A 16252-nucleotide genomic window follows, 5' to 3' on the forward strand; every position below is an offset into this window, starting at 1 on the left:
TAAATTCGCTGAAGCTTCAATACCTAAAATTTTTTATGGAAATTGAAAAGACTTCCTGTTGAAGCGATAAATAAGTTTTTCCCCTGTGAGCGCAGGGACGGTTTATATAAAAAGGGGTAAGCCGTATTTCAGTTGCCTGCAAAGGGTGTTTTATTTGTTTGAAAAAACAGGGTTGTCATTTTCTCAAATTCATCTTGCTCCAGTCAATTTTTAATCTTTTATTTTATTTTTGTATTTAAATCAAAACATTGGGATTTTTTGTATGTAGTAAAACGCCGTGTGTGCGACAACGAACGCCTGGGCCGACAGGCGATGTAGCCAATGAGATAAGCCTTTTCTTGTTAAATCGTTGTTGCCAATGACGGCACGGCGATCGTGGTTTTATTTACCGCTGTTTTTTATTTTTATTTTATATTTTCTTTATTGGATCTATATTTATTTTCATTAAGATTCTTCTTGTTTTTTATTGGTTGTTTTTAAATTTTATTTAAATCCATTTTATTAAGATTGTTCTGTTACTGTGGAAATAAAGGGGTGATGATCCCCCTATCCCTGTTGCCGTGCCGCAAGACGGATTAACGCGCCTGTAAAAGCGCGTTAATCCACGCTTCACAGACCTCACTCCACTTCGCCAATCCGTTCCAGCGCATCCACCACCAGATCCCAGAATTTATCCTGATCCAGTTTGACCGCGACCTGGGTGTGGCAGTCCGGCGGCGGCGGCGCGCGGAAATCCGCGACCGTCATGCCCAACGTCAGGGTGCCGGTGAGTTCGATATCCACCGGCGCTTTGCGCACCGTCATCACGCTCGGATCGATCACGTAGGCGACGGCGCAAGGATCGTGTACCGGCGGGGCGCTGAAGCCCTGCGCCTGTTGGTACATACGGCCAAAGAATGCCAGCAGTTCGCCGACGAAGGCGGCCGGCCGGGTGCCGAGGGCGGCGATACGCGCGCAGACTGCCGGCGTGGCCAAAGCCTGGTGGGTAAGATCCAGCCCGACCATGGTCAGCGGCCATTTTTCGTTAAACACGATGTGCGCCGCCTCGGGATCGATTTTGATATTGAACTCCGCCACCGCGCTCCAGTTGCCCACATGGTAGCCGCCGCCCATCAGCACCACTTCCTTGACCCGCTCGGCAATGCGCGGCTCTTTGCGCACCGCCATGGCGATATTGGTCAGGCCGCCGGTCGGCACCAGCGTCACGCTGCCGGGCGGGTGGGCCATCACCGTATCGATGATCAGATCCACCGCGTGGCGCGAGTCCAACTGCAGGTGAGGTTCCGGCAGCACCGGGCCATCGAGGCCGGAATCGCCGTGGATATCGGGCGCCACTTCGATATTGCGCACCAGCGGGCGCGGGCAGCCGGCGGCGAAGGGCACGCCGGTAATATTGGCGATGCGCGCCACCGCCAGCGCGTTGCGCGTCACTTTGTCCAGCGTCTGATTACCCACCACGGTGGTGACCGCCAGCAGGTCGATCTGCGGATTGCCCCAGGCCAGCAGCAGGGCGATGGCGTCGTCATGCCCCGGGTCACAGTCCAGTATGATTTTTTTCATGGTTATTCCTGATGCAGGGAGAGGTTCCCGCAGCATAACGCAGCGTGGCGGCGTGGGATAATGCCGATGGTGCTTTTGTTAGCGGCATCAAAGCCTTGCCACTTTTACGATGTAATGAAACGTAAAGCCTGCTCGCCGGGCTTTACCCTGGAGGTTACTCCAGGGTTTACAGTGAGGGTCAGCGTCAATGCACAGAGGAGAGGCGGGATGAGCTTACTGAAAAGGTTGTTGGGGCAAGGCGGTATTAACCGCGGTCATCAGCGCGCGGGCCACGGCGGCGGGCATCATGGCAACCGCTATAACCAGCATGGCGAGCCGGGGCCGCAGTGTCCGGAATGCCGGGCGGTGAATAAATCGGGCGCGCGTTATTGCCACCGCTGCGGTCAGCCGTTTGCCGCGCTGAGCGCCACCTGCGGCCAGTGCGCCGCGCCGCTGCCGTCGGGCAGCCGCTTTTGCCCGCAGTGCGGCGGCGGTGTGCCGTGAACCGGGGCGGTTGGACGCTAGCGCTGCTGCTGGGCGCCATGGCGCTATGGACGCTGCTGGCCTGGGGCGTAGCCGGCGTGCTGGCCTGGCTCCCGGCGTTGGCGGAAGCGGCCGGCGGCGCATCGCTGCCGGTGAACGGCGCGCTGAGCCTGGTGCCGCAGGCAGTGCTGGACGCCTGGCTGCCGTGGCTGAAACAGCTGGGCAGCGGGCTGGCGAGCTATTTTCCTCTGCTGCTGAACTGGGCGGGCTACGCCGTCTGGCTGCTGTGGGGCCTCGGCATGCTGGCGCTGATGCTGCTGGGCGCGCTGGCGCACCGCTATTTGAGCGCCGCTCAACGATAGCCCTGATAGACCGCCGCCACGCGTTCGAAATAGTCGGTTAGGTAGTTGATGCACACCTGCACCTTCAGCGGCAGTTTGTCCTTCTCGGTATAGAGCGCGTAGATCGGCCGCGGATCCGAATGGTAGCTTTTGAACAGGATCTCGATCTCGCCGCGCTTGATCTCTTCGATCACCCACATCAGCGGGGCGTAGGCGATGCCGGCGCCGTTTTTCAGCCAACGGATCATGGTGGAGGAGTCGTTGGTGACGAAGCGCCCCTGCGGGGAAATGCGCGTGGTGATGCCCTCCGGCGACATCAGTTCAAATTCGCTGTCGGGCCGCACGCTGTACTCCAGCCAGGAAAAGTTGACCATGTCGCTCGGCTTCTGCGGCGTGCCGTGCTGGCTGAGGTAGCTTTTGGCGGCGCACACCACCATCGGCATTTGCCCCAGGCGGCGGGAGAACAGGCTGGAGTCCTGCAGCGCGCCGGTGCGGATCACCAGATCCAGCCCGTCGGTGATCAGATCCGGCGCCGGAATGCCGGTCACCAGGTTGACCGTCAGGCCAGGGTACTCTTTCATCATCTCGGCGGTCATGTTCGCCAGCACGTTTTGCGCCATGGTGGATGAGCTGCCGATGCGCAGCGTGCCGGCGGGGGTATTGTTAAACGCATACAGCTGCTCATGCACTTCGCTGACTTCCTGCAGCATGCGTCGGCAGCCCTGATAGTAGATTTTGCCGGCCTCGGTCAGGCCGATGCTGCGCGTGCTGCGGTTCAACAGCTTGACCTGCAGCTCATTTTCCAGTTTCGAGACGGTTTGGCTGATCGATGAAACGCTCATGCCGAGTTGGCGCGCGGCCGCGGTAAACGACCCGAACTCAACCACTTTGGCGAATACCGACATCCGTTTTAATCTTTCCATTATTCACTCTGGCTTAAAAGTGATTTAGATCACAGATTGTTGATGCCTTGATAGTAAGCAGGCTAATATAACGTGGTCGGGTGAATAGACCTTACCAACGTGCGAGAGCGATCGGCAACGCAATCCTGCCGCTCCTCCGGCACCCTCGCAATCCCTGTCGTGGATGTCTGCCCCAAAGTTTAACCTTTTTTCGGGTTCGTGACCTGGACAAGCTGCCTGGTCAAGATTTGTGGCGCGCGCACGCTAAAATGTAAAGAGAATGTGAATGGCGAGACCTGTCTTTCCCCGGCGCAGTGAACAATAAGGAAAAAGTGATGAGTTTGCTTCCGGTTATGGTCATCTTCGGACTGTCGTTTCCGCCGGTGTTTTTCGAGCTGCTGGTGTCGCTGGCGCTGTTTTTCCTCATGCGCCGCCTGCTGCAGCCGACGGGGATTTACGATTTTGTCTGGCATCCGGCGCTGTTTAACACCGCGCTGTATTGCTGCTTGTTTTATCTGATTTCATGTCTTTTTGTTTGAGGTCGCTGTGAAAAATTTTTCGATAAAAATAACCCGAATCGCGATCACTTTGATTCTTGTGCTGCTGGGCATCGTCGCGGTATTCAAGGCCTGGGTGTTTTACACCGAGTCGCCGTGGACGCGTGACGCCAAGTTTACCGCCGACGTGGTGGCGATCGCGCCGGACGTCAGCGGCCTGCTGAACGATGTGCCGGTGGTGGATAACCAATTGGTGAAGAAAGGGCAGGTGCTGTTCGTGGTCGATCGGCCGCGCTATGAGCAGGCGCTGGCGCAAGCCAGTGCCGACGTCGCCTACTATCAGACGCTGGCGGCGGAAAAACGGCGCGAAGCCGGCCGCCGCGTGAAGTTGGGCGTGCAGGCGATGTCGCAGGAAGAAATCGACCAGTCGAACAACTCGCTGCAGACCGTGCAACACCAGCTGGCGAAGGCCGTGGCGACGCGTGAGCTGGCGCAGCTGGATCTGGAACGCACCACGGTGCGCGCTCCGGCCGATGGCTGGATCACCAACCTCAACGTACACGCCGGCGAATACATCACCCGCGGTTCGGTGGCGGTGGCGCTGGTGAAGAAAGACTCCTTCTACATCCTGGCGTACCTGGAAGAAACCAAACTGAACGGCCTGAATAAGGGCGATCGCGCGGAGATCACCCCGCTCGGCAGCAACCGCATCATGCACGGCACCGTCGACAGCGTGGCGGCGGCGGTGAACAACAGCAGCAGCACGGTGAACAACAAAGGATTGGCCTCGATCGACAGCAACCTGGAGTGGGTGCGCCTGGCGCAGCGCGTGCCGGTGAAGATCCTGCTGGACGCCAAGGACCAACAGCATCCGTACCCGGCCGGCACCACCGCCACCGTGGTGATCGTCGGCAAGAACGATCGCAATGCCGACAGCGGCTCGCCTTTTGTGCGCCTGATGCACCGGCTGCGTGAGTTCGGCTAATGAACAGCCCAACCTTTATCCGGCTGAGATTCGCCTTCAAGCTCAGCTTCGCGATTGTGTTTGCGCTGTTCGTCGGCTTCCATCTCAATCTGGAAACCCCGCGCTGGTCGGCGATGACCGCCGCCATCGTCGCCGCCGGCCCGGCCTTTGCCGCCGGCGGTGAACCCTTCTCCGGCGCCATCCGCCACCGCGGCTGGCTGCGCATTATCGGCACCTTTATCGGCTGCTTCGTCGGCCTGCTCATTATCATCACCACCGCCCGCGCGCCGGTGGTGATGCTGCTGTTATGCTGCATCTGGGCCGGTTTCTGCACCTGGCTCTCTTCACTGATCAAGGTCGAGAACTCCTACGCCTGGGGCCTGGCCGGCTATACCGCGCTGATCATCATCGTGACGGTCGCCACCAGCGAGGCCCATCTGCTGGAAGCGCCGCAGTTCGCCATCGAGCGTTGCAGCGAGATCGTGCTGGGGATCGTCAGCGCCGTATTGGCGGATCTGCTGTTCTCGCCGCGTTCGATCAAGCAGGATATCGATCGGGCGGTGGATCAGCTGCTGGTGGATCAATATCGCCTGATGCAGATGTGCATCAGCAACGCCGACAAAGAAGACATCGACCGCGCCTGGAGCAATCTGGTGAAGAGCACCACGGCGCTGGACGGCATGCGCAACAACCTGATGATGGAGTCTTCGCGCTGGCAGAAGGTCAATCGCCGGGTGAAGGCGCTGCATACCCTGTCGCTGACGCTGATTACCCAGGCTTGCGAAACCTACCTGATCCTGTTGAATCACCCGGACGCGCTGCAAGCGAGCCTGCGGGAACAGCTGATGGTGCCGGCGGAAACCCCGCAGGAGATCCACAGGCGCATGAAGCTGTTGCGCCAGGTGCTGACCACGCATCGCTCCGAAGAAACGCTGCCGACCCTCACCGGCTGGGTCGGCGCGGCAACGCGCTACCTGCTGCTGTCGAAGGGCGTACACACCAACGGCAGCATCAGCGCGGTGGAAGAGGACGTGTTGAGCAATGAAACCGTGGTCAAGCCGACCTCGGCGGAAGGGCATCATGCGATGATCAACGGCCTGCGCACCTTTGTGGCCACGGCCTTCGGCTGCCTGCTGTGGCTGTGGACCGGCTGGACGTCCGGCAGCGGCTTTATGGTGATCATTGCGGTAATCACCTCGCTGGCGATGCGCACCCCGGCGCCGCGCATGGTGGCGATGGATTTCGTGCTGGGCATGCTGGCGGCGATCCCGGTCGGCTCCCTGTTCTTCATGGTGATCCTGCCGGCGACGCAGCAGAGCATTTTGCTGCTGTGTCTCAGCCTCGGCCTGCTAGCGTTCTTCATCGGCATTGAGGTGCAGAAGCGGCGGCTCGGTTCGCTGGGGCTGCTGGCGGGAACCATCAACATTCTGGTGTTGAGCAACCCGATGGAGTTCAACGTCACCCAGTTTCTCGACGGAGCGCTCGGCCAGTTCCTCGGCAGCTGCGTCGGGCTGATGGTGCTGCTGCTGATCCGCGACAATTCGCGCGAACGCACCGGCCGCACGTTGCTCAACCAGTTCGTCAGCAGCGCGGTGTCGGCGCTGACCACCAAGGCAGCGCGCCGTCGGCAGAACCACCTGCCTGCGTTGTATCAGCAGCTTAACCAACTGCTGATGATGTTCCCGAACGACATCGCCAAATATCGTCTGGCGCTGAACCTGATCATCGCCCACCAGCGCATGCAGCGGGCGGAGATTCCGGTCAGTGAAGAGCTGTCGGCTTTCCACCGCCAGATCCGCAGCACCGCCGATCGGGTGGTCTCGGCCAAAAACGACGTCAAGCGCGCCTATTACTACGATCGCTTGCTGGGTGAAATGAACGAGTACCAGCAAAAATTGGTAGACAATCAGGCGCCGCTCAGCGTCACCGGGCCGGTGAAGCGCCTGGCCGACATGCTGCATCGCTATCGCCACGCCTTGATCGATTGATGCGTTCCCGCCTGTTGCGCCGCGTTGTGTGGTGCCTTCCCCGACTATACTGAAAGCAGCGCCTGGCACGGCGGGCCGTCTCATGTGGGGCGGCCCGTTTTCAGAGCGACTCCGAGTGCCAGAACGGCTGGAAAGTGGCATCATTGTCATGAATGGATGAAACTCTTACCGCCGCGAAAATGTGACGTGTCGGTCATCTTAGTTTCATCCAGGTCGACTATATAGCTAACTAGCCTGGGGGCGCTGTGGCGCCTTCGGCGGCATAATTTCAGGGAATGTCATGAACAAGCGGATTCTGTTGGCGATTGTCATCGCCGTGGTCATCGCCGTCTTCAGCGCGCTGCGCGGCAACGAGCACCGTGCGATCGACGGCAACGCAGCGGTGGCGCCGGCGGGGCAGCAGCAGAGCATCGATCGGCTCACGCAGCAGCAAACGGTGGTGAGTTACCTGCAGCAGCATCAGCGGCTGCCGGGCTATTACGTCACCAAGAAGCAGGCGCGCGAGCAGGGCTGGGATCCGCGTTCAGGCAACCTCTGTGCGGTATTGCCGGGCAAGGCGATCGGCGGCGATCGGTTCTCTAACCGTGAAGGGCAACTGCCGAGCGCCGGCGGCCGGGTCTGGCGCGAAGCGGACATCAATTATCAGTGTGGCCGGCGCGGCGCCGATCGCCTGCTGTATTCGAGCGACGGTCTGATCTTCGTCACGCGCGACCATTACAAAAACTTCATTCGTGTGGAGTGAGTTTGATGGCAAAAGTAGAGTTTGATTTCGAACAGATCCAGGATGTGCCGACCTTCTACCGCGATTTCGCGCACAAGTTTGCGCTAGGCGAGGGGTTTGGCGCCAACCTCGACGCGCTGTGGGACGTGGTGACCGGCGATATCGGCCTGCCGGTGGAAATCGAGTTCACTCACCTGAATGCCCGCAGCAAGCGTCGTTTCGGCGCGATCATTCTGCTGTTTGAAGAGGCGGAAGAAGAGCTGGAAGGCAGCCTGCGTTTCAATATCCGCGAAAGCAGCGGCGAACCGGCCCATCACCGGGGATGAAACGGGTTCATCCCGGGAGGGCGGCGGCGCTTAGTCGGCCGCTTCGGCCAGCTCGCGCAGGTATTGGAAGATCTGGCGGTAAGCCTTAGGCGGCTTGTTGGCGGCCTTCTCTTTCTGCGCGTTGCGCACCAGTGAACGCAGCTGTTGGCGATCGGCGGCCGGATACAGATCCAGGATCGACGGAATCACGTCATCGCCTTCTTCCACCAGACGGTCGCGCAGCGCTTCCAGCTTGTGGAACAGCGAAACCTGCTGGTTGTGGCGGTTTTTCAGCTTGTCGAGTGCGGTCTGGATCGGCTCGATATCGCGGGCGCGCAGCATCTTACCGATCAGCTGCAGCTGACGGCGGCGACCCTCTTTCTTGATCTTCTGCGCCAGCTCGATGGCGGCGCGCAAATCTTCGTCCAACGGGATGCGATCCAGCGCGTTTTTGCCCAGATCGACCATTTCGGCCCCCAGGTCTTTCAGCGCTTCGGCATCACGTTTAATCTCACTTTTACTGACCCAGATAATCTCGTCATCGTCCTCGTTTTCATTCTCCGGGACATCGTCGAGCCAGTCTTCAGGCTGTTTGTTCATGGTAGGCTCCGTTAAAAAGAGGCTAATCCTAACAGGTTGTCCGGCAACCCGCCAATTACGTGCCTTGAGCAAACTGAGTATAGCTGCCACGTTGGGGGATTATCGCGCCTGGCTGCCCGTCTTGGGAATTTGCACGGTTGTTTTTATCACCCTGTCTGTATAAAATTTTATACAAAAGGAGGTGGTATTCATGGATGATGGCATCGAGAAAGCCATTGATTGGCGTGGCTCATCGCTAGAGAATTTGCTGGCCTTCCCAATCGATGCGCGAAAAGCGGCAGGATTTGAACTGAGTAAAGTGCAAAGAGGTCTGGAACCCGGTAATTGGAAACCGATGGCCAACTGCGGAAGCGGCGTTATCGAAATCCGTTTATATGCCATCGGTGGGGCATTCAGGGTGGTCTATGTGGCAAAGTTCAGCGAAGCGATCTATGTCTTGCACAGCTTCCAGAAGAAGGCGGAGAAAACCAGCCGCCACGATATTCAGATAATCAAAGCGCGTTATGACGCGGTCATTAATGAGCGGAGTAAAGGTCATGACCAAGCCGATTGATATCGATTCGCGCCACGTTACGCCCGCAGGCGGCAATGTGTTTGCGGATCTGGGATTTTCCGCCGACGAGGCTCGGCAATTGCAAGCGCAGTCCAATGCGGAAATTGCGCAGCTTATCGCACTGAAAAAACAGCTGATGGGTGAGATCAGCGCGTGGATTGAGGAAGAAGGTTATCGCCAGGAGGAGGCGGCGCGTTATCTGCACACTTCCCGGCCGCGCGTGTCCGACGTGGTGAATCAGAAAACCGAGAAGTTCACGCTGGATGCGTTGGTCAACATGATGGCGAATATTGGCAAGTCGGTAAAACTGATCGTCGAGTGATGCACGGCTTTTGCATGTTATCCCGGCTTTGCCGTTCGGCTTTATGCGAAATTCAACGCGGTTCCTGTTAGACTCAACGGCAGAGATCTCAGGATTTTTGCGCGCCGCTCCGCGTGCACAACTACGCCGCTCCGGCACTTTTCTCAACGATTTTCTGATTAATTATGGCAGATTGATGAAAGTAGTCACTCAAGTTGCAGAACAGCGCAAGGCGCTGGAACAGGCCGTTTCTCAGGCGCTGGAGCTGGCCCGCGCCGGTTCCGACGCGGCGGAAGTCGCGGTCACCAAATCGACCGGTATCAGCGTCAGTACCCGCTTCGGCGAGGTGGAAAACGTCGAGTTCAACAGCGATGGCGCGCTGGGCATCACCGTGTATCACCGCCAGCGCAAAGGCAGCGCCTCTTCCACCGATCTCAGCCCGGACGCCATCGCCCGCACCGTACAGGCGGCGCTGGATATCGCGCGCTACACCTCTGAGGATCCTTGCGCCGGCCCGGCGGAGAAAGATCTGCTGGCGTTCGAGGCGCCGGATCTCGATCTGTTCCACCCGATCGAGCTGGACGCCGAGCGCGGCATCGAGATGGCGGCGCGCGCCGAGCAGGCTTCGCTGGCGGCGGACAAGCGCATCACCAACACCGAAGGCGGCAGCTTCAACAGCCACTACGGCATCAAGGTGTTCGGCAACAGCCACGGCATGCTGCAAAGCTACTGTTCCAGCCGCCACTCGCTGTCCAGTTGCGTCATTGCTGAGCAGGACGGCGATATGGAGCGGGATTACGCTTACACCATCGGCCGTGCGATGGGCGATCTGCAAAGCCCCGAGTGGGTGGGGCAGGAGTGCGCCCGCCGCACGCTGGCGCGTCTCGCGCCGCGCAAACTGTCGACCATGAAGGCGCCGGTGCTGTTCGCCTCCGAGGTGGCCACCGGGCTGTTCGGTCATCTGGTGGGCGCCATCAGCGGCAGCAGCGTTTACCGCAAATCGACCTTCCTGCTGGACTCGCTCGGCAAGCAGATCCTGCCGGCGTGGTTGACCGTCGAAGAGCATCCGCACCTGCTGAAAGGGCTGGCGTCGACGCCGTTCGACAGCGAGGGCGTGCGCACCCAGCGGCGCGATATCGTCAAGGACGGCGTGCTGCAAACCTGGCTGATGACCAGCTACTCGGCGCGCAAGCTGGGCCTGCACAGCACCGGCCATGCCGGCGGCATCCATAACTGGCGCATTGCCGGGCAGGGCGCCGACTTCGCCGGCATGCTGAAACAGCTTGGCACCGGCCTGGTGGTCACCGAGCTGATGGGCCAGGGCGTCAGCGGCGTCACCGGCGATTACTCGCGCGGCGCCGCCGGTTTCTGGGTGGAAAACGGCGAGATCCAATATCCGGTCAGCGAGATCACCATCGCCGGCAACCTGAAAGACATGCTGCGCAACATCGTCAGCGTCGGCAGCGATATCGAAACCCGCAGCAATATCCAGTGCGGTTCGGTGTTGCTGCCGGAAATGAAGATCGCCGGCCAGTGATCCTCTGCGCGGCCGGCGCCCGCCGGTCGCGCGTTATCCCGCCTCAACCTTGCTTACAAATCTCCGGTTTCGGTTTTGCCCGGCCTTGCCTATGGTAACGGTGGGTTAATTAAAACAATAACTGGAAGGTGAGCAAACATGCAGAATACCCTGAAAGCGCTGGCGGCGTTGACGCTGCTGGCAGCCAGCTCGCTGGCGGTCGCCGCCGATCTGGGCGACGATATGGACACCCTGGCGGAAAACTACAAAACGGTGCTGAATACCGATTCCGCCGCCACCCTCAAACAGAGCCTGCAAAACATGCGCGCCGCCGCGCAGGACGCCAAACAGGGCACCCCGCCGAAGCTGGAAGACAAAGCCGCCGACAGCCCGGAGATGAAAGATTTCCGCAGCGGGTTGGATACCCTGATCGGCGAGATCGATCAGGCGCTGGCGCTGGCTAACCAGGGCAAAGTCGCCGAAGCGAAGCAGCTGGCGCAGGGCTTCAAGCAAACCCGCGACGCCAACCACAAGAAATTCCGCTAACCCGTCAACCGTCGCGCCCGTCTTCCGTCAGATAGGAGGAGGGCGCCTGCCCCAGCACGCGGCGAAACATGGTTGAAAATGCCGCGCTGCTGTCATATCCCATCTCCATCGCCACCTGCGTTACGCTGCGCCCTTCGGCCAGCAGCGCCAACGCCAGCACCACGCAGGCGCGCTGGCGCCATTGCGAAAACGGCAGGCCGGTCTGCGCGCGAAAGAAGCGGCTGAAGGTGCGAATGCTCATGTACAGACGAGGGGCCCACCGCTGCGCGGAGTCGTGGGCGTCGGGGTGCTGCAAAAAGGCGCGGCACAGCTCGCCCAGCCGAGGATCGGCGGGCAGCGGAATGTGCAGGGGCAAGGGCTGCAGCCGAGCCAGCTCATGCAGCAACAGCGTCGCCAGCGCTCCGTCGCGCCCCTCTTGTGCATACTCCAGCGGCATATCCACCGCTGCCATCAACAGCTGGCGCATCAGCGGAGTGACGCTGACCACCTGACAGACCTGCGGCCGTTCGGCGGGCAACGCGCCGGGTTCGAGGTACAGGCTGCGGGTGGTGACGCCGACCATCCTCACCGCGTGCGGCATCTGCGGCGGCAGCCACACCGCGTGCTGCGGCGGGACGACCCAATTGCCTTGCTGCGTGAAAACGTGCATGACGCCGGTGGCGCCGTACAACAACTGCGCGCGCCGGTGGCTGTGCATCGGCAGCAGGTGCCCCGGCGGATAATCGGTGCCGATGGCGATCACCGCGCGCGTTACGTGGTCGATGTCATCAATGCGGACGTTGCGCATGTGTTCCCTTTGGCGGGCAGATTGGCCGAAACGCAATGATAGTTGGCCCTTCATATAAAGCAAGCCAACGGCCGTCGCCCTACTATCGGAGCAGAAAAATAACGCTTGTTCGGGGCGCCGCTATTTTATCGGCCATATAGCCCGTGCAAGTTTTCACACCGGGGTGGGACGAAGATTTTCGTTCTCGCAATACAAGAAGTTAATAAGGAATAAAGCGTCTTTTTATTCCAACACCTGAAGCAATAGTTCTTAGCGCAGTTCAATGACTATAAGGTGATATTTCATGTATAAGTTCGGTGTGGTTGGCGGCGGAGCCGCCGGGATCGCTTTTGCGTATAACTTTATAAAAAATAAGTCGGTTAATCATTGCAAAAGGCCGCTTTCCCTGACGGTGTTCGACAAGCAGGGCTTCAAGGGCGGTATGGCATACAGCAGCGATTTTGACAGCCATATATTAAATATGACGCCGGAAAATATGTCGGCGGATATTTTCGACGATGCGCACTTCGTCGATTGGATCGCCATGCATTTCCCGCAATTTTGCCAGGATCGTTATCCGCCGCGCTGGCTGTATCGGGAATATCTCGATTTTATTCGCGACATGACGATTTATATGGCGGCGGACAGCAACGTAGCGCTGAATTTCATGACCGCCGAAGTGAATACCATCGCGCCGCTGGAGGCCGGCTACCGGCTGACCACCACCTGTGGCGGTGCCGAACAGATGAACGCGCTGGTGCTATGTTCGGGGCACAACCCGCCGGAATGTCTCTATCCGGTGGATGGGGTGATCGCTTATCAGGCCCACCAGGATCTGCCGCCGATCAACCCTTATTCGAGCATCGGCGTGATCGGCTGCAGCCTGACGGCGATTGACGCCATCGTTGAGCTGATGGAGCGTCTGGGGGCGACCGACATCTGTGCCCTGTCGCGCTCGGGCCTGTTCCCCAGCGTGCAGCCGGCGCTGATGCGTCCGCCGCCGGAGGCGTTTGTGGAGGGGGTGCGGCGCTTTGTCGCCGGCCGCGATTTCATTGACGCGCACCAGCTGGTGCATGCGATCAACGCCGCGCTGGCGCGCCACTATCCGGGGCCGGAGCGGTTGACGGTGCTCTCGGCGCTGGGGGAAAGGCGCGATTGTTACCGCGATCTGGCGGAAAGCCTCGATCGCGCGCGTTTTGCCCGGGAGCATATCTGCAGCTATCTGGCGGCGATCCACCCGGCGGTGTGCGCCGCCTGGGTCAAGATGGATGCCAACAACCGGCAGGTCTTCATGCGCTTTTACAACTCCTCCTGGATGCGCAATCGGCACGCCATGCCGATCAAGAACGCCAACAAGATCGTGGCGGCGCTGGAGAGCCAACGCCTGCGCGCCTGTGGCGGCCTGGCGGATATCAGCAAGGGAACGGACGGGTTTATCCTTCGTTGCCATGAGGCACGGGTGCATGCGCAGTATCTGTTCAACTGCACCACGCCGTCCTATCAACTGCCGCCCAACCGGCTGAGCCAGCAACTGCTGCAAGACGGGCTGGTGCAAGAGAACCTGTTCGGCGGCGTGAAGTGCAACCCGCACACGCTGAAAATCGCCGACCGGCGCGGCCGCGAGCAGCATCTCTACTCGCTCGGCGCGCCTGCCAAGGGCGATCTTTTTTACACCTCGGCGATGGAGTCCATCACGCGGGATATCAGCAAGATCGTGTTCAACAACCCTATTTTCAACGCAAAGAAGGCTGAAGCATGAAAAACGTAGCGCTCTTTGTCGGCAACGACATTTTCTCCTGGCTGGTGTGTCAGGATCTGATCGCCACCCTGAAGGGCGAGTGTGCCTTTACGGTGTATTTCCCCCTGGCGAAAAGCGCCGGGCGCACGCAGGAGCCGGCGGTTCGCCGCCTGGGGCTGTATGAGCGCGAAGTGCTGAACGATTTCGTGTTCCCGTTCGTTGGCCGCAACGCTGCCGCCTGCGAGGGGGCCTATCAGCCGCCGGCCCTGTTCCTGGCCGCCGCCGGGGTCAAAGCGCATCGCGTTCTCGACATCAATGACGCCGCGTTTATCAGCAGCCTGGGGCATATGGATGGGGTGATCTCCCTGCGCTGTTATCAGAAATTCTCCGCCGACTATGTGCGCGCCTTCAGCCGACGCGGCAAGCTGCTGTGGAACCTGCATCCGGGGGACTTGCCGCGTTATCGCGGGGTGATGACGCTGTTCCGCGCGTTGATGAACGGTGACAGGGACTGTGCGGTAACGCTGCATGAAATGGATGAGCACTGGGACGCCGGCCCGGTTATCGCCCGCCTGCCCGCCGAGCTGCGTCACGATCTGTCGTTCCTGGAAAACATGATGCTGTTGGGCGTGCAGAGTGGCTCTTTCCTGGCGCGCCGGCTGATGTTGGCGGAGCACAGCGAAGCGATCGCGGCGGAAAAGCAGGGCGATTCGCGCTATTGGGGCTTCCCGGACGCGCAGACGCTGGCGCAGGCGGAACAGGCGGGCATTGAGCTGGTGGACCATGACGCCGTGCGCGAGCAGTATCTGGGGCTGTTCGTCGGTGATCGTTTCCACCCGCTGGCGGGGCAGTTCTGCGCCGGGTTCGACGACTTCGTGCGGGCGCACGGCCATGATTGAAACCTTGATTGTACTGGGTGCCGGTTTTCTGACCGGCATCACCACCATTCTGTTCGGCTTCGGCGGCGGCTTTGTGGTGGTGCCTTTCGTCTATCACCTGATCTCCGCGTCGGGCGAGCAGCCCGGCCAGGCGATGCATATCGCGGTGGCGACCTCGACGGCGGTGATGATCCTCAACGCGAGTTACGCCACGCTGACCAACTGGCGCAGCGGCAACCTGCTGCGTGAAACCATCGTGCCGCTGATCTTTTTCATCGGCATCGGCGCGGCGCTGGGCGCGTTCGCCTCTTCGCTGCTGGCGGACGGCGTGATCCGCGGGCTGTTCGTGGCCTATATGGCGGTGACCATCGCCGACTGTCTGTTCCGCCGGGGTTTTTTGATCAAACCGGCGCGCGCCGAACTTTCCCCCGCCACGCTGTGGGGCGGCGGGCCGCTGATCGGCGGCATCGCCACCCTGCTGGGGGTGGGCGGCAGCGTGATGACGGTGCCGCTGCTGCGCCGCCATGGCTACGACATGAAGTATTGCGTCAGCGCCGCCAACCCGCTGTCGATCCCGGTGGCGGTGATCGGCGCGCTGATGTATATCGTGTTGGGGTGGCGCGAGATGAGCGGGCCGCAGTATCTGGGCTACGTCAATCTGAACGTTCTTGGGCTGCTGGTGGTGGCGGGGATTGCGGGGATCGTATTTGCCAGGCGCTGTTTGCCTAAGGTGAGCGATGCGCTGCATGCCAAAATCTACGTGCTGCTGCTGATCGCCGTGCTGATCGCTATCTGCGTCTGAAACAGAAAGGGCGGCCGGATGCCGCCCTGAGAACCGCTTAACGGTGGTATTCGCCCGCCGCTTCCGGCTGGTACAGCAACTCCAGCACTTCAATCCGCGCTTCTTCACCGTTCGGCAATTGCCAGGAAATCTGCTTGCCGACGTGCATGCCGAGCAGCGCTGCGCCCAGCGGCGCCATCACCGACAGCTGATCGTGGCTGTCTTTCAGCGATGCCGGGTAAACCAGCGTGCGCACGTGCTCTTCATCGGTGTGCAGATCGCGAAAACGCACGCGGCTGTTCATGGTCACCACGTTGGCCGGCATTTTTTCCGGCGGCAGGATTTCCGCGCGATCCAACTCGTCGTTCAGCGCGGCGGCGACGTCGGTGTTGGCAAAGGCCGGTTGTTCCAATAGCGCATCCAGGCGTTCCGCATCCAGCTCATTAATAGTAATGATGGGTTTGGTCATTCCACTCTCCAGTCAAATCAAAGGGTGCCAGTCTGTGCACCCATAAATTCGGAAAAACAACACAAAGCAACACCCCCGCGCCAGAGGAGCGGGGGTGTGGGTAATGTCGATTTGTCCCATTGATAGTAGGCGGTTGGGACGAGAAAAGAAAGAGATCCCGATCACGAAGGCTTTTATCGTCAATTGTGGCGAAAGAAACGGTTAGCCCGGTTATCTATTTGTTATCTCATTAACTTTTTCACCGCAGCGCCGTTTTGCGAAATGGATCCCCGCGCGTCATGCGATTTCCACTTCGAACTGGAAAAAACCGGTCTACACAGAAAATCCTACCGGGGGTAGGGTAAAGACATCACAGAAAGCGGGT

Annotated in this window: 19 protein-coding genes; 14 read left to right on the plus strand and 5 right to left on the minus strand. The window is 59.8% G+C overall.

The features are described 5' to 3' along the window. Positions 1-618: 618 nt before the first annotated feature. Positions 619-1560, minus strand: coding sequence for a nucleoside hydrolase (locus ABTW55_RS00495; RefSeq protein ID WP_033636166.1), 942 nt, complete (start codon positions 1558-1560; stop codon positions 619-621). Positions 1561-1767: 207 nt separating this feature from the next. On the opposite strand from ABTW55_RS00495, the gene ABTW55_RS00500 reads away from it, so the two are divergent. After that, the gene (locus tag ABTW55_RS00500; protein ID WP_049234168.1) at positions 1768-2043 is read left to right on the plus strand and encodes a zinc ribbon domain-containing protein; all 276 of its coding nucleotides are present in this window, start codon (positions 1768-1770) and stop codon (positions 2041-2043) included. Further along, entirely contained in the window at positions 2040-2384 is a 345-nt protein-coding gene (locus ABTW55_RS00505; RefSeq protein ID WP_033648980.1) for a hypothetical protein, read from the plus strand. Before ABTW55_RS00500 ends, ABTW55_RS00505 begins: the two co-directional genes overlap by 4 nt. Here ABTW55_RS00505 and aaeR read toward each other — a convergent pair. Next, positions 2375-3286 carry an HTH-type transcriptional activator AaeR gene (gene aaeR / locus ABTW55_RS00510; protein ID WP_025304394.1) on the minus strand — a complete coding sequence of 304 codons (912 nt, stop codon included), beginning with the start codon at positions 3284-3286 and terminating at the stop codon, positions 2375-2377. The two genes, ABTW55_RS00505 and aaeR, sit on opposite strands and share 10 nt — an antisense overlap. Positions 3287-3600: 314 nt before the next feature. On the opposite strand from aaeR, the gene aaeX reads away from it, so the two are divergent. The 5 genes from aaeX (at position 3601) to ABTW55_RS00535 (ending at position 7761) form a co-directional block, all read left to right on the plus strand. Continuing rightward, on the plus strand, positions 3601-3804 hold the full coding sequence (gene aaeX / locus ABTW55_RS00515; RefSeq protein WP_039569422.1) for a p-hydroxybenzoic acid efflux pump operon protein AaeX: 204 nt from the start codon (positions 3601-3603) through the stop codon (positions 3802-3804). 7 nt (positions 3805-3811) lie between these two features. Next, positions 3812-4747 carry a p-hydroxybenzoic acid efflux pump subunit AaeA gene (gene aaeA / locus ABTW55_RS00520; protein ID WP_060422816.1) on the plus strand — a complete coding sequence of 312 codons (936 nt, stop codon included), beginning with the start codon at positions 3812-3814 and terminating at the stop codon, positions 4745-4747. Next, entirely contained in the window at positions 4747-6714 is a 1968-nt protein-coding gene (aaeB, locus tag ABTW55_RS00525) for a p-hydroxybenzoic acid efflux pump subunit AaeB (RefSeq protein ID WP_039569416.1), read from the plus strand. Before aaeA ends, aaeB begins: the two co-directional genes overlap by 1 nt. Positions 6715-6994: 280 nt before the next feature. After that, positions 6995-7456, plus strand: a complete 462-nt coding sequence (locus ABTW55_RS00530; RefSeq protein WP_047570407.1) for a ribonuclease — start codon at positions 6995-6997, stop codon at positions 7454-7456. Positions 7457-7461: 5 nt separating this feature from the next. Further along, positions 7462-7761, plus strand: a complete 300-nt coding sequence (locus ABTW55_RS00535; RefSeq protein WP_060423064.1) for a barstar family protein — start codon at positions 7462-7464, stop codon at positions 7759-7761. Between the two features lie 30 nt (positions 7762-7791). On the opposite strand, the gene yjgA is transcribed toward ABTW55_RS00535, so the two are convergent. Continuing rightward, the gene (yjgA, locus tag ABTW55_RS00540; protein ID WP_004936968.1) at positions 7792-8340 is read right to left on the minus strand and encodes a ribosome biogenesis factor YjgA; all 549 of its coding nucleotides are present in this window, start codon (positions 8338-8340) and stop codon (positions 7792-7794) included. Between the two features lie 190 nt (positions 8341-8530). Between yjgA and ABTW55_RS00545 the strand changes: the two genes are divergently transcribed. From ABTW55_RS00545 to cybC, 4 genes are all read left to right on the plus strand, one after another. Then, a complete protein-coding gene (locus tag ABTW55_RS00545) occupies positions 8531-8893 on the plus strand; it encodes a type II toxin-antitoxin system RelE/ParE family toxin (protein WP_060422818.1) in 363 nt (120 codons plus the stop codon). After that, entirely contained in the window at positions 8877-9215 is a 339-nt protein-coding gene (locus ABTW55_RS00550) for a helix-turn-helix domain-containing protein (RefSeq protein ID WP_047570411.1), read from the plus strand. The genes ABTW55_RS00545 and ABTW55_RS00550 overlap by 17 nt, the downstream gene beginning before the upstream one ends. Positions 9216-9390: 175 nt before the next feature. Further along, positions 9391-10731: a metalloprotease PmbA gene (gene pmbA / locus ABTW55_RS00555; RefSeq protein ID WP_041036841.1), complete on the plus strand. Its 1341-nt coding sequence runs from the start codon at positions 9391-9393 to the stop codon at positions 10729-10731. A gap of 138 nt (positions 10732-10869) precedes the next feature. Next, the gene (gene cybC / locus ABTW55_RS00560) at positions 10870-11256 is read left to right on the plus strand and encodes a cytochrome b562 (RefSeq protein ID WP_060422821.1); all 387 of its coding nucleotides are present in this window, start codon (positions 10870-10872) and stop codon (positions 11254-11256) included. Between the two features lie 4 nt (positions 11257-11260). On the opposite strand, the gene ABTW55_RS00565 is transcribed toward cybC, so the two are convergent. Then, a complete protein-coding gene (locus ABTW55_RS00565; RefSeq protein WP_041036839.1) occupies positions 11261-12043 on the minus strand; it encodes a helix-turn-helix domain-containing protein in 783 nt (260 codons plus the stop codon). A gap of 283 nt (positions 12044-12326) precedes the next feature. Between ABTW55_RS00565 and ABTW55_RS00570 the strand changes: the two genes are divergently transcribed. The 3 genes from ABTW55_RS00570 to ABTW55_RS00580 are packed head-to-tail and all read left to right on the plus strand — an operon-like array spanning position 12327 to position 15440. Further along, positions 12327-13781: an FAD/NAD(P)-binding protein gene (locus ABTW55_RS00570; protein WP_049196172.1), complete on the plus strand. Its 1455-nt coding sequence runs from the start codon at positions 12327-12329 to the stop codon at positions 13779-13781. Next, positions 13778-14659 (plus strand): formyltransferase family protein, encoded by an 882-nt coding sequence (locus ABTW55_RS00575; protein ID WP_060388258.1) that lies wholly within the window; start codon positions 13778-13780, stop codon positions 14657-14659. Before ABTW55_RS00570 ends, ABTW55_RS00575 begins: the two co-directional genes overlap by 4 nt. After that, positions 14652-15440: a sulfite exporter TauE/SafE family protein gene (locus ABTW55_RS00580; RefSeq protein WP_033636153.1), complete on the plus strand. Its 789-nt coding sequence runs from the start codon at positions 14652-14654 to the stop codon at positions 15438-15440. The genes ABTW55_RS00575 and ABTW55_RS00580 overlap by 8 nt, the downstream gene beginning before the upstream one ends. A 37-nt stretch (positions 15441-15477) precedes the next feature. Here the strand turns inward: ABTW55_RS00580 and rnk are convergent, their stop codons facing one another. After that, complete coding sequence (gene rnk, locus ABTW55_RS00585) at positions 15478-15888, minus strand: nucleoside diphosphate kinase regulator (protein ID WP_004936993.1); 411 nt, start codon at positions 15886-15888, stop codon at positions 15478-15480. Between the last annotated feature and the right edge of the window lie 364 nt (positions 15889-16252).

The sequence above is a fragment of the Serratia sp. SM04 genome (assembly GCF_040280225.1).
Classification (GTDB): domain Bacteria; phylum Pseudomonadota; class Gammaproteobacteria; order Enterobacterales; family Enterobacteriaceae; genus Serratia; species Serratia sarumanii.